Annotated in this window: 16 protein-coding genes; 8 read left to right on the top strand and 8 right to left on the bottom strand. The window is 64.6% G+C overall.

Annotated elements, in window-relative coordinates; genetic code table 11:
- Window positions 1-105: 105 nt before the first annotated feature.
- Window positions 106-8,250: a FecR domain-containing protein gene (locus JQ635_RS39240; RefSeq protein ID WP_283826899.1), complete on the bottom strand. Its 8,145-nt coding sequence runs from the start codon at window positions 8,248-8,250 to the stop codon at window positions 106-108.
- 621 nt (window positions 8,251-8,871) lie between these two features.
- On the opposite strand from JQ635_RS39240, the gene JQ635_RS24555 reads away from it, so the two are divergent.
- Both JQ635_RS24555 and JQ635_RS24550 read left to right on the top strand, forming a co-directional pair.
- The gene (locus JQ635_RS24555) at window positions 8,872-9,603 is read left to right on the top strand and encodes a transglutaminase-like cysteine peptidase (RefSeq protein WP_211412354.1); all 732 of its coding nucleotides are present in this window, start codon (window positions 8,872-8,874) and stop codon (window positions 9,601-9,603) included.
- 210 nt (window positions 9,604-9,813) lie between these two features.
- Window positions 9,814-10,929, top strand: a complete 1,116-nt coding sequence (locus tag JQ635_RS24550; RefSeq protein WP_211412353.1) for a hypothetical protein — start codon at window positions 9,814-9,816, stop codon at window positions 10,927-10,929.
- Window positions 10,930-11,128: 199 nt separating this feature from the next.
- Here the strand turns inward: JQ635_RS24550 and JQ635_RS24545 are convergent, their stop codons facing one another.
- The 6 genes from JQ635_RS24545 to JQ635_RS24520 all read right to left on the bottom strand — a co-directional run bounded on the left by JQ635_RS24545 (window position 11,129) and on the right by JQ635_RS24520 (window position 17,920).
- Window positions 11,129-12,328, bottom strand: a complete 1,200-nt coding sequence (locus JQ635_RS24545) for an ABC transporter substrate-binding protein (protein ID WP_211412352.1) — start codon at window positions 12,326-12,328, stop codon at window positions 11,129-11,131.
- A 97-nt stretch (window positions 12,329-12,425) separates the two neighbouring features.
- Complete coding sequence (locus JQ635_RS24540; RefSeq protein ID WP_211412351.1) at window positions 12,426-14,264, bottom strand: AMP-dependent synthetase/ligase; 1,839 nt, start codon at window positions 14,262-14,264, stop codon at window positions 12,426-12,428.
- Between the two features lie 75 nt (window positions 14,265-14,339).
- A complete protein-coding gene (locus JQ635_RS24535) occupies window positions 14,340-15,128 on the bottom strand; it encodes an ABC transporter ATP-binding protein (protein WP_211412350.1) in 789 nt (262 codons plus the stop codon).
- 4 nt (window positions 15,129-15,132) lie between these two features.
- Window positions 15,133-15,891: an ABC transporter ATP-binding protein gene (locus tag JQ635_RS24530; RefSeq protein ID WP_211412349.1), complete on the bottom strand. Its 759-nt coding sequence runs from the start codon at window positions 15,889-15,891 to the stop codon at window positions 15,133-15,135.
- Entirely contained in the window at window positions 15,888-17,039 is a 1,152-nt protein-coding gene (locus tag JQ635_RS24525; RefSeq protein ID WP_211412348.1) for a branched-chain amino acid ABC transporter permease, read from the bottom strand. Before JQ635_RS24525 ends, JQ635_RS24530 begins: the two co-directional genes overlap by 4 nt.
- A gap of 5 nt (window positions 17,040-17,044) precedes the next feature.
- On the bottom strand, window positions 17,045-17,920 hold the full coding sequence (locus JQ635_RS24520; protein WP_211412347.1) for a branched-chain amino acid ABC transporter permease: 876 nt from the start codon (window positions 17,918-17,920) through the stop codon (window positions 17,045-17,047).
- 261 nt (window positions 17,921-18,181) lie between these two features.
- On the opposite strand from JQ635_RS24520, the gene JQ635_RS24515 reads away from it, so the two are divergent.
- The 5 genes from JQ635_RS24515 (at window position 18,182) to JQ635_RS24495 (ending at window position 23,278) form a co-directional block, all read left to right on the top strand.
- Window positions 18,182-18,931: an ABC transporter ATP-binding protein gene (locus tag JQ635_RS24515; RefSeq protein WP_211412463.1), complete on the top strand. Its 750-nt coding sequence runs from the start codon at window positions 18,182-18,184 to the stop codon at window positions 18,929-18,931.
- Window positions 18,928-20,454 carry a permease gene (locus JQ635_RS24510; RefSeq protein WP_211412346.1) on the top strand — a complete coding sequence of 509 codons (1,527 nt, stop codon included), beginning with the start codon at window positions 18,928-18,930 and terminating at the stop codon, window positions 20,452-20,454. Before JQ635_RS24515 ends, JQ635_RS24510 begins: the two co-directional genes overlap by 4 nt.
- Before the next feature lie 107 nt (window positions 20,455-20,561).
- Entirely contained in the window at window positions 20,562-21,374 is an 813-nt protein-coding gene (locus JQ635_RS24505; RefSeq protein ID WP_211412345.1) for an MBL fold metallo-hydrolase, read from the top strand.
- Window positions 21,375-21,437: 63 nt separating this feature from the next.
- The gene (locus JQ635_RS24500; RefSeq protein ID WP_211412344.1) at window positions 21,438-21,959 is read left to right on the top strand and encodes a hypothetical protein; all 522 of its coding nucleotides are present in this window, start codon (window positions 21,438-21,440) and stop codon (window positions 21,957-21,959) included.
- Window positions 21,960-22,225: 266 nt separating this feature from the next.
- On the top strand, window positions 22,226-23,278 hold the full coding sequence (locus tag JQ635_RS24495) for an amidohydrolase family protein (protein WP_211412343.1): 1,053 nt from the start codon (window positions 22,226-22,228) through the stop codon (window positions 23,276-23,278).
- A gap of 81 nt (window positions 23,279-23,359) precedes the next feature.
- On the opposite strand, the gene JQ635_RS24490 is transcribed toward JQ635_RS24495, so the two are convergent.
- Entirely contained in the window at window positions 23,360-23,812 is a 453-nt protein-coding gene (locus JQ635_RS24490; protein ID WP_211412342.1) for a cupin domain-containing protein, read from the bottom strand.
- Between the two features lie 236 nt (window positions 23,813-24,048).
- Between JQ635_RS24490 and JQ635_RS24485 the strand changes: the two genes are divergently transcribed.
- Window positions 24,049-24,603 (top strand): hypothetical protein, encoded by a 555-nt coding sequence (locus tag JQ635_RS24485; RefSeq protein ID WP_211412341.1) that lies wholly within the window; start codon window positions 24,049-24,051, stop codon window positions 24,601-24,603.
- Window position 24,604: the final 1 nt, after the last annotated feature.

Here is a 24,604-nt window from a genome sequence, read left to right as displayed (position 1 = left end):
GAGTTTCCCGCAGCCCGCTTTCGGCCGATATCGGGCCAACAATACGCAATCGGCTAGGCCTTTGGTACTGGAATCCGCCGCGGACGAGGTGCCGCCACCGAACCGTCAGGCGTGGTTCGCAACGATGAAATCGCTGGCGTGCAGGCTGCTCGCGACCAGATTCTTCAGCAGGATCGACTGGTGATCGTCGAGCGTGACAAGCGTGCCACCCGCCTGCTGCGTGATGACGATGTCGCTGAAGGACTTGATGCCGGCGAACTCGCGCAGGTCGATCTTGTCCTGGCCCAGCTCGAAATCGACGATCGTGCTCTGGACCGGAAGCGTCGAATTGGTGAAGGCGAACTGGTCCTGTCCGCTGGTCCCGACGAGGGTCGGTCCCGTGGGCGGATCGACGACCAGCGTGCCGCCGTTGCCGTCGCTCACGAACTGGAAGCTGTCGATGCTGTAGCTGCCGGCGAACTTGATGGTGGCGGTGTCGGTGCCGTCGCTCAGCGTCAGCACGCCGCCGAGATGGTCGGCGTTTTCCGTGTAGGTCGCCCCGGTCAGGGTCGAGAAGTCGATGTCCTTGAGGTCGAGCAAATCCGAATTGGCAACGGTGCCGTCGCCGGCAAAGCCGTTGATGGTGCCGGTGAAATCGGCGGCGTGCTCGATCGCGAGCGTGCCGGTGGTGCCGCTGTCGTTGGCGAAGGTCACGTCCTGTGACGAAGCCTCGCTGAGGTTCAGCACCGTGCCGCTCTCGATCGTCATGGGCGCATCGGCGAGCGGATCGTAGACGGTGGTGCCGCCCTGACCGTCGCTCTGAAGGTGCCAGTTCACGTCCCTGCCGAGGAACGACAGGGTGACGGTGGTCGCGCCGTTGTAGAAGCCGACCGTGGTGATGTTCGTATCCGCATTGTAGTCGGCCTGCGCCGACATATTCGACGTCCAGGCGAGGTCCTTCAGGTCGATCAGGTTGTTGGACGAGAGCGGGGCTCCGTCCGAAGACCCCGAGATCAGCCCGTGGAAATGCTTGGAATCGTCCAGGATCAGGGTGCCGAGCCCGTTGTCGTAGAAGACAGTGACCCCCGAAACCGAGCCCTCGATCTCCACGACCGCCTTGTTGGAGATCTCGATCGCGCCGGTGCCGGTGACGTTGCCCTTGATGTCGATCGTCGACACATCATCCCCGGAGAATGGGCCGGCCTCGATCAGGCCGTCGAGGACGACCTCGCCTTTCACCGTGAACACGGTTCCGGGCTCGGTCAGCAGCGTCACACCGGAGTCGACGGTGAGGTCGTGGATCGTGACGTTGGTCGCGCTGTCGACGGTGTAGGGCTCGCCTGCGGCGAGCAGTTTCACGTCGTAGCTGGCGCCGGGCACGCCCACGCTCCAGTTCGACGCCGTGTTCCAGTCGCCGCCAAGAGGATAGATCCATTCGTCGACCGGAGCGATCTCGACGATGGTGCCACCGTTTCCGTCGCTGCTGGTGATGAAATGCGCCTCGCTGTAGTCGCCGATCAGCTTGAGCGTGAAACTGTGATCATGCGTGTCGCTCACGACGAGATTGCCGGTCATGGCGTCGTAGACCGCCGTGCTCCCGCTGTCCCAGGTGAAAGTCGACAGGTCGATCTTCTCAAAGGCGGCGAAGCCGAAGATCGAACCGCCGAAGGTTGTCGTGTCGATCTGGAGCTCGGCACCGGCACCGGCGCCCGCGAAGGTGATGGTCTGGGCCACCGTGCTCTTGATTTCGAGCGTCGCGCCGGCGTCGATCGTGACCGAGCCGGAGCCGGACAGCGAGTCGAACAGCGTCAGCGTGCCGGTGTGGACCTCGATGGAGTGGTTGTTGGTGATGGTGCCCGTGATCGACGCCGTGCCCCAGCTCTCGATCTCGTTCGTATTGGTGATGCCGAGCCCGGCCACGGAAATCGCGGCACCGCTGAGCAGATCGATCTCGCCGCCGTTGACGATCGAGGACACGTTGCCGAAGACGCTCGTTCCGGACACCGTCCAGATGCCGCCGGCGTTGTTGTAGAAGGTCGCGCTGACGGCGGAGATGTTGCCGTTGATGTGGCCGGTGTTGGTGATGGTAATGGCGGCGCCGCCGGTCTCGACGATCGCATAGGTCGCAGAGGTCACGCTCGAGGCGACGGCCGGCCCGATCGTGCCGGAATTGTCGATCGTCGCAAAACCGGTGGCGTTTTCCTGGATGAAGATCGCGGCATGGCCGGTCGCACCCACGATCGAACCGTTGTTCGTAATATGTGTCGAGCCGGTCGCGACCGGATCGCCCGCCGCGTCCGCGTCGTTCTGCGTGACCCTGATGCCGACAGAACTCGTGCCGGTGATGCTACCGTGATTGACGATGGTGACGTCGCCCGCGCCGGCCGCCAGGGCCGACAGACCAATCGCGCCGGTGGCGGAGCCATCATTGGTGACGGTCACGTCGCCGCCGCCGTGATTGAAGGCGCCGATCGCGGTGCCCGCGGCGGTGATCTGCGAGGTCGCGCCGGTCGTGACGGTGACGTCGCCGACACCCCAGGTGAACGCCTCGATGCCGTAGCCGGCATCCGCGGTGATCGTCGCATCGCTCGTGACGACGACATCGCCATTGACCGCGCCCGAGAAGGTCCCGTTTCCGCCGGGCTTGTAGCCGGCGATGATCGCGCCCGGCGTGGTCAGGTCGTTGTTCAGCGCGGAGCCGGAATGGATCGTGCCGTGCGCCTCGACCGAGATCGTGCTGCCGACATCGTCGTCGATCGCGACGGCGTAGTTGACCGCCACGACGCCGGAGCTGCCCGAGGTGACGTGATCGCCCGCCGCAAGGGTGACGCTGATGTCGCCCTGATCGACGCTGTAGGCGAGAATGCCGTAGCTGGTCGTGCCCGTCACCGAGGCGTTGGCGCCGAGCGTGACGGCGATGTTGCCGGTGCCGCCGCTGAGCGCCTGGGCCCTGATGCCCTCCTCCGCGCCGACAATCGTGGTGCCGGCGGCATCGTTCACCGTGACGTCGCCATTCCCGTAATTATAGGCGTGGATACCGTAGCCCGCGGCGGCGGTGATGTTGGCATGGTTGTTGACGACAACCGAGCCGTTGACGGCGGTGGTGGCATTGGTGCCGTTGGTGGCGCCGGTGTAACCGGTCTGGATGCCGGCCGGGGTATTGCCGCTCAGATTCGGGCTGCTGCCGGAATTGATGGTGCCGTAGGCGTTGACCGTGATGGTGCTGCTGGCCGCTGCACCGATCGAGGTCGCACGATTGACGGCGACGATGCCGGAGCTGCCCGAGGTGAGAACGCTGCCGGTCTCGGTCGTGACGGTCTGGTCGCCGGTGCCATAGCTGCGCGACCGGATGCCGTAGATCGAGCTGCCGGTGATGACACCACCGGCGTCGATGGTGATGTCGCCGCTGCCCTGGGTGAGGGCATCGATGCCGTAGGCACCGCCGACGGCGCCGCCGAGCTGGGTGATCGAGATGTCGCCGCCATTGGCGGCATTCGAATTCTCGACGAGCACGCCGACCGAATTCGCGCCGGTGCCGGTCGCCTTGCCGGTGAGCGTGAGCACGATGCTGGCATTCGTCCCGTTCGACACCGCGAAGTCGAGCGCGTTGCCAACCGACGCCGTGATGTCGGCGTCGCCGGTGACGGTGAATGTGCCGTCGGCCGCCGCCTCGCCCGCGATGGTACCGGTGAAGCTCTGGCCGGCAACCTTGTCGAGCTGCAGTGTGCCGGTGCCGCCGGCGAACGTGACAGTCTGCGCGTCGGCGCCGCCGAGCTCCAGCTTCGCGCCGTCGTCGACGATCAGCGTGCCGGGGCCGGTGATGCCGCCGGCAAGGTTGAGCGTGCCGGCCTGGACTTCGATGGTCCCACCGGTGTTGGTGACGCCAGCCGTGATCGTGTTGGAGCCCGACACGCTGTAGAGATTGCCGGCATTGCTCAGGCTGCCGCCGTTGATCGACACGTTGGTCAGATAGAGCTTCGATGTGTCGTCAACCGAGATCGTCCCGCCGGTATTGGTGATGATGGCGGCCGTCAGCTTCAGCGTGCCGCCGGTCACCGCCTCGATCAGGCCCTGATTGGTGATGGCGTGGATCGTGGCCGGATCGATCGTCAGCGTGCCGCCAGCGACGGCGATCGTACCGGTATTGGTGATACCGGCATTGTCGATCGCGCTGGTGCCGGTCGATTCCAGCGTTCCCGCGATCGTCACGGTGCCGCCGTCGATGACCGTGCCGACGAGATCGAGAGTCGAGGCGGAGCCGACCGAAACCGCGCCGGCAGCGCCAGTCACCGTCGTCGCGATCAGCTTCAGCGTGCCGCCGTTGATCGCAGCCAGCGTGCCGCTGTTGGTGACGGCCTGGTGGTCGATGTCGAGCTCGGCGCCATTGGCCCGAAGCGTGCCGGCATTGGCGATGCTGGCCGAGGTCATGGTGGCGAGCGTCAGCACGCCGCCAATCGCCTCGATCAGGCCGTTGTTGGTGACGGAGGCGTCGGTGATCGTCGTCGCGCCGGTCGATTTCACCGTGCCCTGGACGGTGAGCGCACCGCCGGTCAGGCCCGCGGCCGACAGCGTCAGCGTCTCGCCCGCATCGACCTTGACGGCTCCATGATTGGCGATCGCGGCACCAGCAACGGTCGCATCGCCCAACGTCAGCGTGATGCCGCTCTCGACCGTGACGGCGCCATTGCTGAGCGTGGCACCGCCATCGATCTTGCTGGCACCCGTGACGTCGATCGTGCCGCTGCCGTTGATGGCGCCGCCGGAAATCTCCGTGCCGGACAGCGTCAGCGTCTGGCCGTCGTCGACCGCGATCGTGCCGGTGTTGGTGACGACGTCGTTGAGCAGCGTCGCCGCACCGGCGATCTCGAGCGTGCCGAGATTGGTGACCGGGCCGCCCTGGATATTTGCGCCGCCCTTGAGCTTGACGGTGCCGCCGAGCACGATGCTGGAATTGTCGGTGATCTCGGTGCCGGACACGGTGATGCCGTCCAGCGTCAGCTCGGCGTCGACGGTAACCGTGCTGATGCTCAGCGTCGCCCCGCCGTCGATGCGGCTGGCGCCGGTGACGTCGATCGTGCCCACACCCTTGATCGCGCCGCCGCTGATCGTGGTGTCGTCGAGCGTCAGCGCGGCATTACCGTCGATGATGACGTTGCCGCTCGAATTGTCGACCGTCGAGCCCAGATCGATCGCCAGCGCGCCGCCGGCGAGCACCTCGATGATGCCGGCATTGGTGACGGTCTCGTCGCTCAGCGCATTGCCGGTACCGCTGACGTTGAAGACGGCATTGTTGTTCAGGATGCCGCCGCTCAGGACGGCGTCGCCGGTGAGATCGATCTCGCCATTGCTGGTGATCGTGCCGGCACCGGCGTTGAAGATCGGGCCATCCTCGCCCTCGCCGTCCAGGGTGCCGATCACCTCGCCGGCGCCGCCGATCGTCGCGTTGTTGACGACCAGCCTGCCGGAGGCGTCGATGGTGATCTGGCCGGCATTGGTGACGCTGGAACCCTGATGGATCGTCAGCCAGCCATTTGCCAGCACCTCGATCACACCGCTCGCCGCGTTGTCCACGGTCTCGCCGGCGAACTCGGCGGTGCCCTTGACGTTGATCGTGCCGGAATTGTTCAGCGTGCCGTTCTCGATCAGGCTGACGCCGTCGAGCTCCAGCGTGCCGAGAATGGTGACAGTGCCGCCGTCGACCGTCGTGCCGTCGACGATCAACGTCGCGCCGGCATCGGTCTTCAGCGTGCCGCCGGCATTGTGGATCTCGGCCAGCGTCTTCAGCGTGCCGCCGAACAGTTCGAGCGTGCCGGAATTGGTGATCGTGGTGCCGACGGCGAAATCGCCGCCGGCCTTGAGCGTCAAATATCCGGCATTGGTGAATACGCTGGTGTCCAGGATCTCGGCCAGGCCGCCGATCGACGCCGTGCCGGTCGCGGCGTTGGTGAAGATCGAGTCCGCGCCCATGTCGAGCGAGCCCGCGATCGTCAGCGAGCTCCGGTTGATCAGCTGCGGCGGCGGACCACCGAAATCATTCATCGTGACCGACTTGGCATAGGCCGGCGCGTCGATCGTGGCCGGGAAAGACGGCGTCAGGCCGTGCAATTGATCGGTGATGACGATGACGTCGTCGTCGATGGTCGGAACGGTGCCGGTCGCCCAGTTCGCGGCGTCTTTCCAGAAGCCGCCCGAGGGTGCGCCAGGCTTCTCGGTCGCGATCCACACCACGGCGGGCGCATCGGTACCGGTGATCGTGACGGTGATGGTCTGTTGCGCGGTCGCGCCTTGCGCGTCCGTGACCGTCACGGTGTAGACGAGCGTCAGCACCTCGCCTCTCGGAATGAAGTCGGCGAGATAGACCGGAAGGTCGGCCAGCGACCAGTTGATGGTGCCGGTGCCATCACCGGTGCTGTCGGCACCCGACGCGATCGCAACCGACATCGCGCTCTGGAATGCCGCGAGCGGGCCCGGCGGAACGGTGCTGCCATCGGGCAGCGTCGCACTGGTCAGCGCCACCGACACGGTGTGCGTGTCGGTCAGATCGACGTCGGCGAAGTTCAGCGTGCCCGAGGTCGCCTCATCGCTGACAAGCGGGCCGCCCGGCACGCTGGTGCCGCCTTCGAACGTGATGGTCGGAACGCTGCTGGTGATCACCGGCTTGTCGTTGGTGCCCGTGATCGTGATGGTGATCGGGATGAACGCGGATTCCGGGTTGACCTGGAAATTGGTGTCGACGCGGACCATGTAGGTCAGCGTCAATGTTTCGCCGGCCGCGAGGAAATCGAACACGTTGTCGGGGATCGTGTAGGTCCAGACCGCCGAGCCGTTGTTGTTGTTGCCGCCGTCGGGGGCCACGCTGATCTGGATCAGCGTCGCAGCGATGTCCTGCTTCTGGAGAGCGCTGAGCGAGCCGGTGACGTCCTGCTGGCCGGCATTCTTGTAGACGTAGTTCGGCGCCTCGGCGAGGCTTATGCTCACCGTCGGCAGGTCGCCGAGATTCTGATCGACGAAGGTGATCCGGCCAGAGATCGTATCGGAATGCGTGGTGTCGCCGGTGGTGCCCGCGCGCTCGCTCAGCGAGAATGCCGTCGTCACATTGCCGCCGAGATCGAGGCTCCGCGCCAGCGGCTGGCCGGGAATACGCTCGGCGGTCGGCTGGGAATCGCCCGGCCCCGCCGATCCCGTGTGATTGAGGTTCGTGAAGGTCGCGATCGCGACGTCGCCCGAGGCCGACTTGAACATCAGCTCCTGGGTGGCGCCCGGCGTGATCGTGTCGGTGAAGTTCGTGGTCAGCTTGGTGTTGCTGTTGTTGTCGGTGAACTTCAGCGTGAACACGTCCGTGATCAGCTTCTGCACGTCCGGCGACATCAGCGCGTTGCTGATCGAGACGTTGCCGCCGCTGATCTGGATCATCTGGCCGGCCTGGTTGACCGTCGCGATCGGCAGCAGCGTGACCTTGTCGAACAGGATGTAGGAGCCGGTGGTGCCGTTCGGCTCGACCAGCACCTGGAAGCTCACCTGCGGCTGCGGATCACCGCCGCCGACGGGAACGACGAAATTGATCTGGTTCAGCACCGCGGTGCCACGGATGCCCATGGTCGCGACCGGCGTGTCGACCTTCATGTCGCCGTGCTTGGCGGTCTCGCCGGCGACGAAGGTGATGGTGCCTGCGACCAGGCTGAGCAGCGAGGAGTTGTTCGACCCGTTGGGGTCGTAGACCATCTCGTTCAGCACCATCCGCGCATTGGAGGACAGGCCGAACACGGTGCCGTCGATGAAGGTGATGCCGAGCGTCGAGTCGGCGCCGGTCGAGACCACATCGCCCTTCTCGACATTGTCGCCGTTGTTCAGGGCGACCGAGACGCCGTTGCGGATCGCGGTCGCGCTGCCGGAGAGTTTCGTGACGTGGCCGATGACCTGGGCCGTGGCAACGCCTGGCGCGGCCTGCGCATATTGCACGTGGCCGGTGAGCGCATTGACGATGTCGCCCGTGAGGTGCGCGCCATCGGGCGAGGCGATCGCCGCGCGCTTGTCGCCCCTAAAATAATCGTGAACGACGACGTCACGCCCCTCATGGGACAGCACGAGGTCGAGGCCTGCGCGCTTGAACTCGCCGTAAAAAATCAGGTTCGGGTCGGGAACAACGACTGCCCCATCGGGCACGTGACCGTGCGCCTTAGCTGTAAAGGAATCGACGTGGACATAGGCGGGCGCATGGGAACCTTCGCCGTGGAAGGGAATCGCGGCGTCAAATTTGCCAGCGTAATTCAACGGGGCACCGTAAAAGGGTTAATAATTATGAAAGTATCGACCGCCTAAGCTTGCTTAGCATTACCAAGTCCTTAGCGAAACCATCTATTGCTTGTGTGATTTCGCATCACTTGGCCCTACCGGCGCCTAGGAAACCGCGTCTCCGGCAAGGAATCGAAGTAATACTGACAGTATTCTGAAGTCGAATTCGGCTTTTTTGCGGACATTTCCAAGCATCCAAAGTAATCCGCTGTATAGATCAGACAGCAGATACTCTTGTCATCTTTTCCCAGGAGTTCCCCGCGACATCCTGCGGCAAATACGGAGCTAAATCTGTGACCTAACTAACAGACCCCGTGAAATCGCGGGCTTGTTAGCCATAGGACGTAGAATCGACAGCCCCACAACTTTAACTTGCAGTCGGCTGCATTTCGCCGCCACCGGACACTTCCCTAGCTGCCGATTCGTAAAATTTTACGCAATTTGGGCGGGCTTGTTTCAGCCTGTCCCACGGTTTTGGGACCCCTGCCGGGCCCGTTAAGCAGAACAAAACGGCCCGTCTCGCACTATCTCCGCGAAAGCAACAAAGCCCGGCACGTCGAGGTCGAGAGAGACCTGGGCGAAGCTGGAAGGGGATGTCAGATGGAGACCGCTGCTCGCTCGCGCGCCTGGCGCGCAATCCTTGTCCTGTGCGGACTGGTCCTGCTCGGATCGGCCGCCGAGCTTCGCGCCGGCACGCTGCTGTCGCCGGGCGCCGGTGTCCTCGTGCGCAAATCCGCAGAGCCGTTCGGCGTGTTCGCCTTCGCGATCTCGTCCGGCGGGCTCCAGCAGAAATGGTCCGCGCTGAAGTCCAGGCTCGACGACGACATGGTGCAGCTCGCGCTGTGCGACGGCGACCGCGACAATTGCGCGTCGCCCGCGGCCCTTAAGCTGCTCGCCATCGTCGACCAGGCCCGTGCCCGCGACGGCCGCGCCCGGCTGGGCGAGACCAATCGCGCCATCAATCTCGCCATCCACCCCGCCAATGACGGCACCGACGACGTCTGGAGCTCGCCGCTAGCGACCTTCGCGCGCGGCGCCGGCGATTGCGAGGACTATGCCATCGCCAAGCTGGCCGCGCTGCGGCTTGCGGGCGTCGCCACCGAGGATCTCGGCATCGTCGTGGTGCGTGACGTCAGGGCCGGCGAAGAGCACGCGGTTGTGGCCGCAAAGCTGGACGGCCACTGGCTGATGCTCGACAACCGCCGCATGGCGATGGTCGAGGACGACGCTGCGCGCAGCTACCAGCCGCTGTTCGTGCTCTACCAGTCGGCCGTGATGAAATATGTCGACGAGCCGATGCGGCTGTCGATGGCGCCCGCCGAGGCGCACTGATCCTTTTGTAGCCCGGATGGAGCCAACGGGTCGGCGCGAAGCGCCGCCCGATGACAGGCTCCGCGAAATCCGGGACTCTTACCACTGGCACCGGCCCCGGATTACGCTTGCGCTCCATCCGGGCTACGAGTCTGCACCCACCAAAAACCCCATTCCACCGCACGATCCGGGGCGCTAGCATGGCCGCGGGCTTGGCGGGGGGCGACTGGAATGCGGTTCATCGTGCTGTCTGTGCTTGCGCTGCTGGCGTTTGCGGCGGCGCCCGTGTCCGCGCAATACGACCGCGCCATCGCCGACAGGCTGCCGCTGTTCGCGAAGAACAACTGCCAACTGATCCGCGATCCCGGCAATCAATTGTTCTGCGGTGACACCGAGCTTGCCGCCGCCGCCGCGAAGCTGAGCATGGCGAACGAAGCGCGGCTCGCCCGCCTGCCCGATCGCCTGCCGGCGATCGAGGAGAACGCGATCTGGGGCCGCCAGCGCAATCTCAGTTGCGGCATCGTCGGCCAGACCGCGATCCGCGCCGACGAGTTCGACCAGGTGAAGGCGTGCCTGCTCAAGGTGACCGAGGAGCGCGCCGCGATCCTGCGCGATCCCGATTTCGACTGTCTCGCCGCCAATACGGCGGCGGGCGCGGTGATCTGCGCGGACCCGTCGCTGGCGCTTGCCGAAACGGAGCTCAATGGCCAGGTGCTCGGCCTGATCGGCAAGCTGGACCCGACCGCGGCGCGCTTTGCCTTCGCCGAATACGGAAGGTGGACGCGAGAGCGCGATCGGAAGTGCAATCTCGTCGGCAAGGAGAACGTGCCGCTGCAAGAGCTCGAGTCGGCGGAGGATTGTCTCGCCGACTACCTCACGCGCAAGGCCGACGAGATCCGCGCCGCCAAGGGCGATCCGAAAAAGGTGTTCGGCCGGCAAGTCGCGGCCCGCATCCCGGATACCGACGCCGTCGATTTCTGCGCCGCGCGGATCCATGCGGCCAATTCCTGCGGCAATTTCCTGCGCATCAACCGCGTCTACGCCGTCGACAGTCAGGTGACCGACCAGGACGCGCAGGTCACGGGCGAGATCGAGATGGTGGTGCTCGCCCCCTTCACCACCTGCAGCAAGGTCGCCTCCGGCTGCACCGGCACCTGCTGGGACGCCAGGACGGGTCGCCCGCAGCCGGGCGCCGGCAACAAGGAGCGCTCCGCAGACGCCTTCAACGTCACGCGCCGGCTGAGGATCCAGCGAACCTTCGCCTTCGTCAAAGCCGCCGACGGCTGGCGCTGCCGCGAAGACGAGCTGTCCCCGGTGAACTCGGGGACGGCGGGCGGGGGGTCGTAGGACTCTTCTTCCTTCTCCCCTTGTGGGAGAAGGTGGCGCGCTTTGGAGCGCAATTGCGCTCCTGAGCGCGCCGGATGAGGGGTTCTCACGACGCGCAAGACTGTTCGCGAGGATAGAGACCCCTCACCCGGCTCGCCGCTTCGCGGCGATCCACCCTCTCCCACAAGGGGAGAGGGTGCACCGTTCGCGCCGCGAGATCTCAAAACATCAGATTGTCCTTCACCAGCACCCAGCGGCCGTTCTTGACCTGCTGGACCTGTGTGATGGTGGTGGCGAGATGGTTGGTCTTCGAGAACACCGTCGGCGGCGAATTGAAGATGTCCTGGAATTTGTCGCCGGACTCCAGCGCGTCGAGCATCTTCTGGCCAGTGAGATCCTTGCCAGCCTTGTTGGCATAATGCGCGAACGTCATCACCGCATTGTAGCCAATGATCGCCTGGGTGTTGGCGTCGGCGTTAAACATCTTCTTGTAATTGACGAGCCAGTCCTTCACCTTTCCTTTCGCGGTGTCTTCATAGGGAATTTCGAAGTTCGAAGCGGAATACAAGCCTTCCACCACTTCCTTGCCGAGCGCTGGCACTTCGAGCACGTTAACGGGCGTGGCGCCGAGGAAGGTGACGTCCCATCCGAGCTTCTTCGCTTCACTCATCGTGCCGATCGGCTCACGGAGGACCGCGCCGAGCACGACGAGGTCGCAGCCGTCGGACTTCATCTTGGCGACCTGCGCCGAGAAGTCGGAGGCGCCGCGCTTGTAGCTCGTGATCGATGCTGGCTGCACCTTCATGGCGGCGAGCTGCTGGTTGAAGCCATCGAGCACGTTCTTTCCGTACTCGTCGTCCTGATGCATGATGCACGGCTTCTTGAAATTCTTTGCCTCAATCATGTATTTGAGCGCGGCGCGCGTGCTCTCGACATAGGGCAGGAGGTTGTTGAACTTCAGCCGCTCCTGCGGCTTGGCCGGATCGAACTTGAAGGTGAACTCCGCGGCCGTCAGCGGAAAGAGCTGCAGCACGCCGGCGTCGAGCAGGATATCCTGCGCGGCGAGCACGGTGGGCGATCCCATCGGCCCCACCATCGCGAAGATCTTGTCGCGCTCGATCAGCTTCTGCGATGCCAGCACGGCCTTCTTCGGATCGTAGCCGCTGTCCTCGACCACCAGGCGGATCTTGCGGCCGTTGATGCCGCCGGCCGCGTTGACCTCGTCGACCGCCATCTTCATGCCGTTGGAGACGGGGACGCCCCAGCCCTTGATCGGACCCGACAGATCCTGATGGGTACCGATGACGATCTCGGTTGCCGAGATGCCTTCATTGGTGACCTTGGTCTGCGCTGCGGCCGGCAGATGCGTGAGCACCACGGCGCTCACAGCAAGGCCGAACGCGCTGAACGATTTCGACATCGACGTCTCCTCTCCATAAGGCCCATGTTGCACGAAGAGCGGGGCCATCGCTTCTTCGCTTCTCGTCTGCGCACGCCCCCCGTCGGGCACGCGCGTTTCAGGCCACCGCACGCTCGCGATACATCGCGTCGATCTCGGCGGCGTAGCGCTTGTTCACGAAGCTGCGCTTCAGCTTCATGGTCGGCGTCAGCTCCTCGTCCTCCGGCGTGAGCTGGCGTTCGATCAGGTAGAACCGCTTGATGGTCTCGACGCGGGCGAAATTGGCGTTGACCGCTTCGATCTCGCGCCAGATCAGGTGCTGGATCTCCGTCGCCCGGCACAGGCTCGCATAGTTGGTGAAGGGGATGTCGTGGTCCTGGGCGAACTTCTCGACATTCTCCTGGTCGATCATCACGAGGCAGGTGAGATACGGCCGCTTGTCGCCGATCACGACGGCATCGGAGATGTAGGGCGAGAATTTGAGCTGGTTCTCAATCTCGGACGGGGTGATGTTCTTGCCTCCGGAGGTAATGATGATGTCCTTCATCCGGTCGGTGATGCGGACGAACCCCTCGTTGTCGATGGTGCCGACATCGCCGGTGTGCAGCCAGCCGCGCTGATCGATCGTCTCCGCGGTCTTCTCCGGCTGATTGAGGTAGCCCATGAACAGGAAGTCGCCCTTGATCAGGATCTCGCCGTCGGACGACAGCGCGACCTCGCCCCAGGGCACGGCGGTGCCGACCGAGCCGAGCTTGATGCGCTCCGCCGGCATCATGGTGGCGACACCGCAATTCTCGGTCTGGCCGTAGACCTCGTGCATGTCGATGCCGAGCGCGAGATACCAGCGGATCAATTCCGGCGCGATGGGCGCAGCGCCCGTGAAGGCGATGCGGCAACGGTCGAGCCCGATCATGCGGCGGATGTTGCGGAAGGCGAACTGGTAGGCAAACCGGTTGGCGATGCGCAGCGACAGCGGCGGCGCCCTGCCCTCGATGCGGCAATCGACCATGCGGTAGCCGATGTCGATGGCGCGGCGGTAGACCCATTGCTGGAGCGGCGTTGCATCCTTCAGCGCGATGGTGATGGCGGAATAGAATTTTTCCCAGATCCTGGGCACCGCGAGGAAGACGGTCGGCTGCACCTCGCGCAGATTATCCGGCACGGTCTCCGGGCTTTCGGCGAAATTCATCACCGAGCCGAGCGCGACCGAGATGTAATAGCCGCCGACGCGCTCGGCGACGTGGCAGAGCGGCAGGAAGATCAGCCGGTCCTCGTCCTCCCGCGCCGGGATGAAGTCGTTGGCGTGCCGCATCTGGTGCGTGACGCTGCGGTTGGCGTGCATCGCTCCCTTGGGCGGACCCGTCGTGCCCGAGGTGTAGACGAGCACGGCGAGATCGCCGGCGCTGCGGCTGTCGATCATCTCCTGCCACAGAGCTTCGCGGGCGACCATGTGGTTGCACCCGAGCGCGCGGAACTCGTCGAACGACATCACCATGTCGTCGGAAAAGCCGCCGAGGCCTTCCATGTCGAACACGATGACCTTCTGCAGGGACGGGCAGCGCGCGCGGCAGGTGAGGATCTTGTCGAGCTGCTCCTCGTCCTCGGCGAAGACCACCCGCGTCGCGGAATCGTTGACGAGATACTCGACCTGGGACGATGAATCGGTCGGATAGATTCCGCTAGAGACGCCGCCGGCGCACAGGATGCCCATGTCGGCGTAGACCCATTCCGGCACGGCATTGGCGATGATGGAGGCGACGTCGCCGGGCATGAAGCCGATGGCGCGAAGCGCATAGGCGATCTCCTTCGAGATCTCCAGCCATTCGCGCCAGCTGGTCGGCTGCCAGATGCCGAACTTCTTCTCGCGGATGGCCGGCCTGTCGCCGCGCATCTCCGCGGCGCGCAAGAAGCTCTTCGCGATCGTATCAGCGACCGTCAGCACCGCCGGTCGGGCCATGCGCGTCTCCTCCTTGCCGCCCTTCCCTCCGCTGCCTGCCTTGCCGGCGGTCTCTGCGCTGGAGGGGTTACCCATCTAACGCCACGTCTTCTTCTTTTTCCAGCGCCGTTCGCCTCTAGCGCCCGCTTCCTTGGCGCCAAGGTAAAATTCCTGGATGTCCTGGGAATGCATCAAGCGGTCGCAGCTGTCGTTCATGACGATGCGGCCGATCTCGAGCACATAGCCGTAATGCGCGGTCTCCAGCGCCACCTTGGCGTTCTGCTCGACCAGCAGGATCGACATGCCCTGTTCCTCGTTGACCCGACGGATGATGGTGAAGATCTCCTTCACCAGCAGCGGCGACAGGCCGAGCGAGGGCTCGTCGAGCAGCAGCAGCGTCGGCCGGTTCATCAGCGCCCGGCCGATCGCGAGCATCTGCTGCTCGCCGCCGGAGAGCTGGCCGGCCGGCTGGTTGATGCGCTCCTTCAGGCGCGGGAAATAGCCGTAGACCCGTTCCATGTCCTCGGCGACGCCGTCGCGGTCCTTGCGGGGATAGGCGCCCATCATCAGGTTTTCCCGCACCGAGAGGAACGGGAACACCTCGCGTCCTTCAGGCACGTGGCTGAGGCCGAGCCGCACGATCCGGTCGGCCTCCATGCGCTGGATCGGCTTGCCCATGAACTCGATCGCGCCCTTCTGCGGATCGAGGATGCCCGAGATGGTCTTCAGCACCGTGGTCTTGCCGGCGCCGTTGGCCCCGAGCAGCGTGACGATGCGGCCGCGCGGCACCTCCAGCGAGATGCCGCGGATCGCCATGATCGGCCCGTAATAGCTCTCGATGTTGGAAAGCTTGAGGATGATGTCCGGGGTCACGGCGGCATCCATCGCGTCAGGCTCCGAGATAGGCGGCGACGACGTCGGGGTGCTGCTGCACTTCGGCGGGCGAGCCCATGGCGAGCACCCGGCCGTAATTCAGCGCAATGACGCGATCGGAGACGCGGTTGACCAGCGACATGTCGTGCTCGACCATCAGCACGGTGACGCCGAGCTCGCTCTTCATGTCGCGGATCCAGAACGACATGTCGTCGGTCTCCTCGACATTGAGGCCGGAGGACGGCTCGTCGAGCAGGATGAGCTTCGGCTCCGAGCACAGCGCACGCGCCAGCTCGATCACCTTGCGGACACCATAGGGCAGGCCCGAGATCAGCTTGTCGCGATAGGGTTCGAGATCGAGGAGCTCAATGACCTGCTCGACCCGGCGGCGGTGCACCTTCTCGCTGGCGCGCACGCTCGGCAGGAACAACAATTCCTGCCAGAGCCGCGTGGTCGAATGGCGGTGGCGGCCGACCAGGAGGTTCGACAGCACGGTCGCGTTCTCGAACAGCTCGATGTTCTGGAAGGTGCGGGCGATGCCGAGCTTTGCGATGTCGTAGGGCGGCTGCTCGGTGATGTCCTGGTCCTCGAAGAAGATGCGGCCCGAGGTCGGCCGGTAGATGCGCGAGATCAGGTTGAAGATCGAGCTCTTGCCGGCGCCGTTGGGCCCGATGATCGAGAGGATCTCGCCCTTCTCCACCGCGAACGACACCGCATCGACCGCCCTAAGACCTCCGAAATGTAGCGACAGGTTCTCGGCGCGAAAATAGCTCATCGGTTGCGCTCCGACTTCACGTAGATCTTCTGCCGCTTGAAGGTGGCGCGCTTGTAGAGCGGGAACAGCTGGAAGAAGAGTTTTATCTTGAGCCAGCGGCCGTAGAGCCCGAGCGGCTCGAACAGCACGAAGAGAACGATGATGATGCCGTAGATCGCGCCCTTCAGCCCGTTGAGCGAGGCGAAGGCCGCGACCTTCGACTCGATGTTGCCCGCGGTCGCCGAGCCCGCCCCGAATGTCGCGGCGATGCCGGCGATGATTCCGGGCATGTCGTCCTTCAGGTAAGTCAGGAACGGATCGATCATCACGATGAAGATCGCGCCCAGCACCGCGCCGTGCAGGCTGAAGGTGCCACCGATCAGGATCACGATGATGAACTCGATCGAGAGCTGGAGCGTGAACATCTCCGGCGAGATGAAGGAGAGCTTATGCGCGAACAGCACGCCGGCAAAGCCGGTGATCGCGGCCGAGATCGCAAAGGACTTCACCTTGTAGAGCGCGACGTTGACGCCCATGCTGCGCGCCGCCGTCTCGGAGTCGCGGATCGCGACGAAGGCGCGGCCGGTCGGCGAGCGCAGCAGATTGAGCGTGCCGACGATGGTCAGCACCAGCACGGCAAGGCACAGGTAGTAGAAGGTCGGGCTGTCGCGCGGCACGGTGACGCCGAGCAGCGACAGCGTCTTGACCCGCATGCCCTCATTGCCGTTGGTGACGCTCTCCCAGCGCGATAGGATCTCCTCGACGATCAGGGCGAAGGAGATGGTAGCGATGACGAGGTAGATGCCGGTGAGGCGCAACGCGGGAAAGCCGACCATCGCGCCGATCAACCCGGTCAAGGCACCTGCCGCCAAGAAATAGACCGGGAACGGCACGTTGTATTTCTGCAAATACGCCGCGGTGTAGGCGCCGATCGCGAGAAACGCGGCATGTCCGAGCGAGGCCTGCCCTGTAAAACCGGTCAGGATCAACAGCGCCACGCCGACGGTTGCATAGATGCAGACGAAGACGAGCTGGCTCATCAGATAGCTGGAGAGCATATAGGGCGCGATCAGCAGCAGTGCGAGCAGGATGCCGTAGGTGACGACGTAGCCCGAATGTGGAAACAGCTTGATGTCGTCCTCGTAGTCGGTCTTGAACAGGAAGCGCATGGCGTTCAGACCTTCTTGCGGACGTGATGGCCGAACAGGCCTTCAGGCTTGAGCAGCAGCACCGTGAGCAGCACGATATAGGGCGCGACGTCCTTCCAGCCCTCGGGCAGGTAGAACCCTGCCATGCTCTCGATCACGCCGATCAGGACGCCGCCGACCACCGCGCCCGGGATCGAGCCGAAGCCGCCGAGCACGGCGGCCGGAAATGCCTTGAGGCCGAGCACGAGGCCGACATTGGAATGGATGAAGGTGATCGGCGCCAGCAGCACGCCGGCGCAGGTCGCCACCGCCGCGCTGATCGCCCACACGATCGACACCACCCGCTTGACCGGAATGCCCATGTAATAGGCCGCGAGCATGTTCTCTGAGCTGGCGCGCATCGCAGTGCCGAGCGTGGTCTTGTTGAAGAACAGATAGAGCAGCGTGCACAGGATCATCGTCGCCGCGATCACCGACAGCTTGTCATAGGCGAGGACCAGCGAGCCGATCCGCAACACGCCCTGGCTGAACGGCGTCTCGATCTTCAGATCGTCGGTGCCCCAGATCATGCCGGCGATCGAGCGCAGGAAATAGCCGAGGCCGATCGTGGCCATGATGATGGAGAATTGCGGATAGCCGAGGATCGGCCGCACCACCACGCGTTCGGCCAGCATGCCGAACAGCGCCATGGCCGCCACCGCACCGGCAAAGCCGATCCAGTAGTTCAGGCCCATCATGCCGATGAAGGTGAAGGCGAAGAAGCCGCCCAGCATCATCAGATCGCCTTGGGCGAAATTGACGACCTCGGTGGCCTTGTAGACGAGCACGAAGCCGAGCGCGATCAGCCCGTAGACGCAGCCGAGCGCAACACCGCTGACCAGCTGCTGAACGAAATCCAGCATCGCCGCGCTTCCTCCCGATGCAACCGGCGGATCTTTGACCGCCTCGCCGCATCTTGTGTCCAGTCGCTACGCAGTCGTTTCGCTGCGTTAGCTCCATTTGTCCCGGCGCCAATTCAGCCTGAACGCCCGTGCGCTGTCAACAAACGGTGACTTGCCTTTAGTCCAAGACGGATGACGGAATTTGCGGCAATGCGATTCACCGCGCCGAAACATCTTCAAGTCAAGGTCGCGGGCGATGCAAAACCGGATGGTATGGCCGTCATGAAGCCGGACAACTCGGCGCTGGAAGTCCGAGGGTTAACGAAGCGTTTTGACCGTTTGGCGGTCGACAGCCTCGATCTCACCATTCACGCTGGCGAATTCTATGCCCTGGTCGGCCCCAACGGCGCCGGCAAGACCACCACTTTGCGCATGGTTGCGGGCCTGCTCAGGCCCGATGCCGGCGCGGTCTCGATCTTCGGCGTCGATGCGCTCCAAAACCCCGTCGCCGCCAAGCAGGTGATGGCGTGGGTCTCCGACGAGCCCATGATCTACGACAAGCTGACCCCGCTCGAATATCTCGAATTCGTCGCCGGGCTCTGGGGCATCGCGCCATCGATCTCGGAGCCGGTCGCGGAGGAACTGCTGAGCTCGCTGGGGCTCGAGCCGCACCGGCATGAGCGCTGCGAGGGCTTTTCCAAGGGCATGCGCCAGAAGGTGGCGCTGGCCGGCGCGCTGGTGCACGATCCCCGTCTCATCATTCTCGACGAGCCGCTGACGGGGCTGGATGCCGTCTCCGCCCGCCATGTGAAGGGCCTGCTCGGCGAGCGCGTCCGCGCCGGCTGCACCGTCATCATGACCACGCACATCCTCGAGGTCGCCGAACGCATGGCCGACCGCATCGGCGTGATCGCCTCGGGCCGCCTCGTCGCCGAGGGCACGCTCACTGAGCTGCGCCAGCAGAACGGCCATGCCGACACCAGCCTGGAAGATCTCTTCATCGCACTGGTGACGCTGCAGGAAGCCGCATGAGCTCGGCGACCGCGCTGTCCTGGTTTGCACGCCACGAGCTGCGGCTCGCCTGGCGGGAATGGTTCGCCATGATGACCGGCGGCCGGCGCACGCGGGCGCGCGCCGCCGTCATCGGCCTGCTGTTCTTTGCGGCACTGCTGCACGTGCCGGCCTGGGCGGTGATCGGCCGCTTCGCCGATCTGCAGCTGCCGCTCGACAAATCCTCGCTGATCGTGATCACGGCGACGATCTTTCTCGCCTGGACCTTGATGCTGTCGCAAGCGATCGAATCGGTGACGCGGGTGTTCTACGCCCGCGCCGATCTCGACCTGATCATGTCCTCGCCCGCGCGGCTCGCCAATCTGTTCTCGGTCCGCATCGCCGCGATCGCGGTCACCGTCACCGCTATGGCGCTACTGTTCTCGACGCCCTTCATCGACGTTCTCGTGATCGGCGGCGGGCCGCGCTGGCTCGCAGCGTTCGGCGTCGTGGTCGCGATGGGCCTGTCGGCGGCGGCGATCGCGATTGCCGTCACCATCCTCTTGTTCCGCCTGATCGGCCCGGCGCGGACGCGCCTCGTGGCGCAGATCCTCGCCGCCATCATCGGCGCCGGCTTCGTGATCGCGCTGCAGGTCGCCGCGATCATGTCCTATGGCACGCTGTCGCGCTTCACCATCCTGACCTCCGGCAGCATGGCCGCCCACGCCCCCGAGATCGACAGCATCTGGTGGTGGCCGGCGCGCGCGACTATGGGCGACAACGAGGCGCTGCTGCTGCTACTCGCACTCGCGCTCGTGCTGCTCGGAAGCGTCATGGCGATCTTCTCGGGCCGCTTTGCCGACACCGCGATCGACGCGGCCGCCTACGGCAGATCCGGCCGCAGCAGCGCGAAGCAGCGCGCGTTCCGCGGCGGATCGCGGCAGCAGGCGCTGCGGCGCAAGGAATTCTCGCTGCTCTGGCGCGATCCCTGGCTGATCTCGCAGACCCTGATGCAGCTGCTCTATCTGGTGCCGCCGGCGCTGCTGCTCTGGCGCAATTTTGCCGAAAGCTCCGCGGCGCTGACGCTGATCACGCCCGTGATCGTGATGGCGGCGGGACAGCTCGCCGGCGGGCTCGCCTGGCTGACGATCTCCGGAGAAGACGCCCCCGACCTGGTCGCAACCGCGCCATTGATGCCGTCGAGTGTCATCCGTGCCAAGATCGAGGTCGTGCTGATCGCAATCGCCGCCATCTTCTGCCCGCTGGTCGGAGCGCTCGCCTTTGCCTCGCCATTCCAGGCCGCGGTGAGTGCCGGAGCGATCATCGTCAGCGCGGTGTCCGCGACCGCGATCCAGCTCTGGTTCCGCGTCCAGGCGCGGCGCAGCCAATTTCGCCGCCGCCAGACCTCGTCGCGGCTTGCGACCTTTGCCGAAGCTTTCTCCTCGATCGGCTGGGCGGCCAGCGCCGCCCTACTGCTCGCCCTGCCGCTGGCCGGCCTGATCAGCGGCCTGATCACCGCAGGCCTCGTCGCCATCACCTGGAAATTCAGCCCAAAGCGCGACTAGGTGGCGGGAATGACAGGTGCGACACTGACGCGCTGTTGATCGCCAGCTGTTGGCGGCGCGCTGCATTGCACGCTAGACTTTCCCCTGAAGTCATCGGGGACGGATTCATGCGGCGACTGGTTTCGGCGGCTCTGGCGCTGTTCGGTGCATTCCTCACCCCTGCCCTCGCCCAGCAGCCCCAGCGCAGCGAATGCCTGGCGATGGCCAATGCCGCGCCGCGGGTCATGCCGGTCGCCTTCAGGCAAGCGACGACGCCTGCGGAGGTCGAGATCACCTACGCCGGTCATTCCACCTATTTCATCGACACGCCCGGCGGCTTGCGCATCGCCACCGACTATAGCGGCGCCTATCAGGTCGGAAGGCTGCCCGACGTCGTCACCATGAACCGGGCGCACAGCACGCACTACTCTTTATTTCCGGACAAGCGCATTCCCCACGTGCTGCATGGCTGGGGCGAGGACGGCAAGCCGGCCATCGTCTCCGAGCGCATCGGAGACGCCTTCATCCGCAACGTCACCACCGACATCCGCCGCTATTTCGGCGACGATGCCGGCACCGACATGATCCGCGACGGCAACTCGATCTTCATCTTCGAGGTCGCCGGCCTCTGCATCGGCCATCTCGGTCACCTCCATCACAAGCTCGACGACAGCCATTTCGCCCAGATCGGGCGGCTCGACATCGTGATGGTGCCGATCGACGGCACCTATACCATGTCGCTCGACGGCGTCTCGGAGATCACCAGGCGGCTGCGTGCTTCCGTGGTGCTGCCGATGCACCGTTTCGCGACCCCGCTCGACGACTTCATGCGCCGGATCGGCCAGCAGTTCGAGATCGACAGGCGCATCGACCGCTCGTTCCGGATGTCGCGGGACGGGCTGCCGTCGACGCCGACGGTGATCATCCTCGACGGCGTCTGAGGCGCAATTTTCTCCAAGCCGGCTGTCGCCTTTGGTGCTGATCTCCTGCCAGAGGAGATCGACATGACCGAGTTTGCGCGACTGTTACACGCCGATGGACCGAACCCGGAGCACGCGGCGGCGCTTCAGCTTTACGGCCGCTTCGTCGGCGATTGGGAAGCCGAGATCGCCGCCCACGGACCCGATGGAACGAAACACATAGCGCCCGGTGAGATCCATTTCGGCTGGGTGCTGGAGGGGCGCGCCGTGCAGGACGTCTGGATCATTCCCCGGCCGGCGGGCGCGCCGGCCTTTCCGATCGCCGGCAATTGGTACGGCACGACGCTGCGGGTCTATGATCCCGCCATATCCGCATGGCGGATTTCCTGGTTCGATCCCGGTCGCAGCGTGTTCCGCCAGCAGGTCGGCCGGCCGCGCGGCGATGACATCGTGCAGGAAGGCACGACCGACGCAGGCGAGAAGACGCGCTGGAGCTTTACCGAGATCGCCGACGATTCCTTCCACTGGCTCGGCGAGGTCAAGCCTGCGGCCGCAACCGATTGGCGGCTAGTGGTCGACGTGATGGCGAAGCGGCGGAAGGCTTAAGATCGAATGGATCTTGAACCTGTTGGCTGCGGGCTCGCTGTAACCTCTCCCGCTTGCGGGGGAGGTCGCGCCGAAGGCGCGGGTGGGGGCTCTCTCCACACTGGGAATCTCTCTGTGGAGACACCCCCACCCCGGCCCTCCCCCGCAAGCGGGAGAGGGAGCGCACCTCCTCCGCTGCTGCTATGGTGCTCTGAGCAACGCGCGCTGCTGCTTGACGAAACGAGCTGCTAGGCTCCCGCCACAAAATACAAAGGGAGCGAACGCCGATGACCGCAAGCGGTGTGCCCGCCAACACGAGCGGGCTGTTCGTCGAGCCGCGCGAGGAGTGGCTCGCGCTGCATCAGGAAGAGATCATCGACCCCTTGCGGCCGATCGTCGATCCCCACCACCATCTCTGGAATCGCGAGCACCGCTATTTGATCGAGGAGATGGCCTCCGACATCGCCTCCGGCCACAACGTCATCGCCACGGTCTATGTCGACTGCCGCTCGATGTATCGTGCGCACGGACCCGAGGCGTTCCGCCCCGTCGGCGAAGTCGAGTTCGCCAACGGCGTCGCGGCGATGAGTGCGAGCGGTGGTTACGGCAAGGCCGCGATCTGCGCCGGCATCGTCAGCCACGCCAATCTGCTGCTGGGTGACGCCGCAAGGCCGGTGCTGGAGGCCGAGATCGCCGCCGGCAACGGCCGCTTCCGCGGCATCCGGCACTCCTCGGCCTGGGACGAAGACCCCGTCGTCGCCGGCATGTATGCCAACAGGCCGAAAGGACTGTTGCAGGACCCGGCCTTCCGCAAAGGCTTTGCCCATCTCGCCCCGCTGAACCTCAGCTTCGACGCCTGGCTGTTTCATCCGCAGATCGGCGAGCTGACGGAGCTCGCGCGCGCCTTTCCCGACACCAGGATCGTGCTTGACCATTGCGGCGGGCCGGCGGGCGTCGGCCGCTTTGCGGGACGGCGCGAGGAGGTGTTCCCGCAGTGGCGCGCGTCGATCCGGGAGATCGCGACATGCGAGAACGTGGTGGTCAAGCTCGGAGGCCTTGCGATGTGCCTGCTCGGCCACGACTTCCATTTGCGCGAGAAGCCGCCGTCATCCGAGGAGCTTGCCGCGGCATGGCGACCCTATGTCGAGACCTGCATCGAGGCGTTCGGGCCGCAGCGCGCGATGTTCGAGAGCAATTTTCCACCGGACAAGGGCCAGTGCAGCTACCAGGTGATCTTCAATGCCTTCAAGCGCATCACCGCATCCTTGAGCGAGGCCGAGAAGACCGCACTGTTCTCGCAGACCGCAACCGAATTCTACCGGCTCGAACTGCCCTCCTGACGAGAAGAGGGGCCGGGATGTTGATCCCGACCCCTCTTCGTCGTGGCCGCTGGGAAGCGTCCTTGAAACGTTATGAGATGACTAGCCGGCGCCCATGAGCGAGGCGGGACGGGGCGCGCCGGTGAAGAACATCTTCTTGAGCTTGTTGACGACGCGGATCAGGAAACCGATCATCACGGGATTAGTCTTGCGGCAGAAGGCGATCTTCTTGACGTGGCCTTCGACATGCCATTTGGCATGCGCGCCGTCGCGGAAGAAGACGACGTCGCCGGCGCCATAGCGCTTCGGCGGCATGCCTTCGCTCTCGAGCACGATCGATCCTTCCATGATCATGATCGTCTCGTCGATGTCGTAGTACCAGTTGAAGCGGCCTTCGGTGCAATGCCAGATGATTGTTTGGGCGGTGCCGTCGGCGCTGGTCGATAGCACGCGCGAGCGCGACACCGGATTGCCCTCGATGATCCAGGACGGCTCGATCGGCCGCAGCTCGAGCTCCACATTGCTACTACCGATTTCAATCAATGCACGAGACATCTACTTCCCCAGGAAAATATAATATGAATGGCCGGGTCTCGGCCCGGATTGGTCAGAAAGATGCGGGAACGCTAGTGGCCCGCTTTTAATTCTTTCTTACGCAGGTCCCGACAATCAGCCGCAAGTTGCAGGTGCGAAGCAGCTAACGTCACGATTTCCCTGCAAATTCGCGCACATGAACCGAACTTTTCGGGGGTGCGACAAAGTGCGCGAAGCATCAAAAAGGAGCCATACCGATGCCCCTCAGCCCAGAGGCTCTGACAGCCAAAGGCGACGTGGTCGCCCGGCTCGGCGGCTTCGACGTCTCCTTCACGCCGGACGAAGAGCCCTGGTTCACCATCGACGGCATCGAAAACCCGCGGCAGATCGGCAGCGACGGCTCCGGCGGCACGTTCGTGCTGCTGCCGTCGCAGAATGTGCTCTACGTCTCATCGGAGGGCCGCGCAGGAATCATCGCGGAAAGCTTCGAGGCGTTCATCCAGCTCGTCGTCGCCCGCCCCTACTGGCTCGATATCCTGAAATTTTCCGGCGGCGGCGACCTCCTGGAGATGCGGCGCGCGGCGGACGCGCTGGAGGCGACACTCGACGACGAGGACGAGATCAACGAGGCCCGCGAGGACATCCGCACGGCTCTCGCCTTGCCGGAAGTGAACGATCCCGTCGGAGCGCTCTACGAGGCGGTCGCCGCCTCCGACGCCATTGTGCGGGCCACCGACGGCAGCCCGTTCACGACGCTGTTCAACAGATTCAGCATCGACAACAAGCCGATGCTGCGCAACGCGGCGGCGTGAG

Origin of the sequence: Bradyrhizobium iriomotense, assembly GCF_018130765.1 — a bacterium.
Taxonomy (GTDB): domain Bacteria; phylum Pseudomonadota; class Alphaproteobacteria; order Rhizobiales; family Xanthobacteraceae; genus Bradyrhizobium; species Bradyrhizobium iriomotense_A.
The sequence above is the reverse complement of the archived record's forward strand: the minus strand, read 5'-3'. Positions and strand labels throughout refer to the sequence as shown.

Coding starts and splice junctions, on each gene's coding strand:
- JQ635_RS24520 (WP_211412347.1), bottom strand. CDS start 17,920: ATGCTGGATTTCGTTCAGCAGCTGGTCAGCGGTGTTGCGCTCGGCTGC.
- JQ635_RS24530 (WP_211412349.1), bottom strand. CDS start 15,891: ATGAGCTATTTTCGCGCCGAGAACCTGTCGCTACATTTCGGAGGTCTT.
- JQ635_RS24505 (WP_211412345.1), top strand. CDS start 20,562: ATGCGGCGACTGGTTTCGGCGGCTCTGGCGCTGTTCGGTGCATTCCTC.
- JQ635_RS24540 (WP_211412351.1), bottom strand. CDS start 14,264: ATGGCCCGACCGGCGGTGCTGACGGTCGCTGATACGATCGCGAAGAGC.
- JQ635_RS24495 (WP_211412343.1), top strand. CDS start 22,226: ATGACCGCAAGCGGTGTGCCCGCCAACACGAGCGGGCTGTTCGTCGAG.
- JQ635_RS24510 (WP_211412346.1), top strand. CDS start 18,928: ATGAGCTCGGCGACCGCGCTGTCCTGGTTTGCACGCCACGAGCTGCGG.
- JQ635_RS24525 (WP_211412348.1), bottom strand. CDS start 17,039: ATGCGCTTCCTGTTCAAGACCGACTACGAGGACGACATCAAGCTGTTT.
- JQ635_RS24535 (WP_211412350.1), bottom strand. CDS start 15,128: ATGGATGCCGCCGTGACCCCGGACATCATCCTCAAGCTTTCCAACATC.
- JQ635_RS24545 (WP_211412352.1), bottom strand. CDS start 12,328: ATGTCGAAATCGTTCAGCGCGTTCGGCCTTGCTGTGAGCGCCGTGGTG.
- JQ635_RS24515 (WP_211412463.1), top strand. CDS start 18,182: ATGAAGCCGGACAACTCGGCGCTGGAAGTCCGAGGGTTAACGAAGCGT.
- JQ635_RS24485 (WP_211412341.1), top strand. CDS start 24,049: ATGCCCCTCAGCCCAGAGGCTCTGACAGCCAAAGGCGACGTGGTCGCC.
- JQ635_RS24490 (WP_211412342.1), bottom strand. CDS start 23,812: ATGTCTCGTGCATTGATTGAAATCGGTAGTAGCAATGTGGAGCTCGAG.
- JQ635_RS24500 (WP_211412344.1), top strand. CDS start 21,438: ATGACCGAGTTTGCGCGACTGTTACACGCCGATGGACCGAACCCGGAG.
- JQ635_RS24555 (WP_211412354.1), top strand. CDS start 8,872: ATGGAGACCGCTGCTCGCTCGCGCGCCTGGCGCGCAATCCTTGTCCTG.
- JQ635_RS24550 (WP_211412353.1), top strand. CDS start 9,814: ATGCGGTTCATCGTGCTGTCTGTGCTTGCGCTGCTGGCGTTTGCGGCG.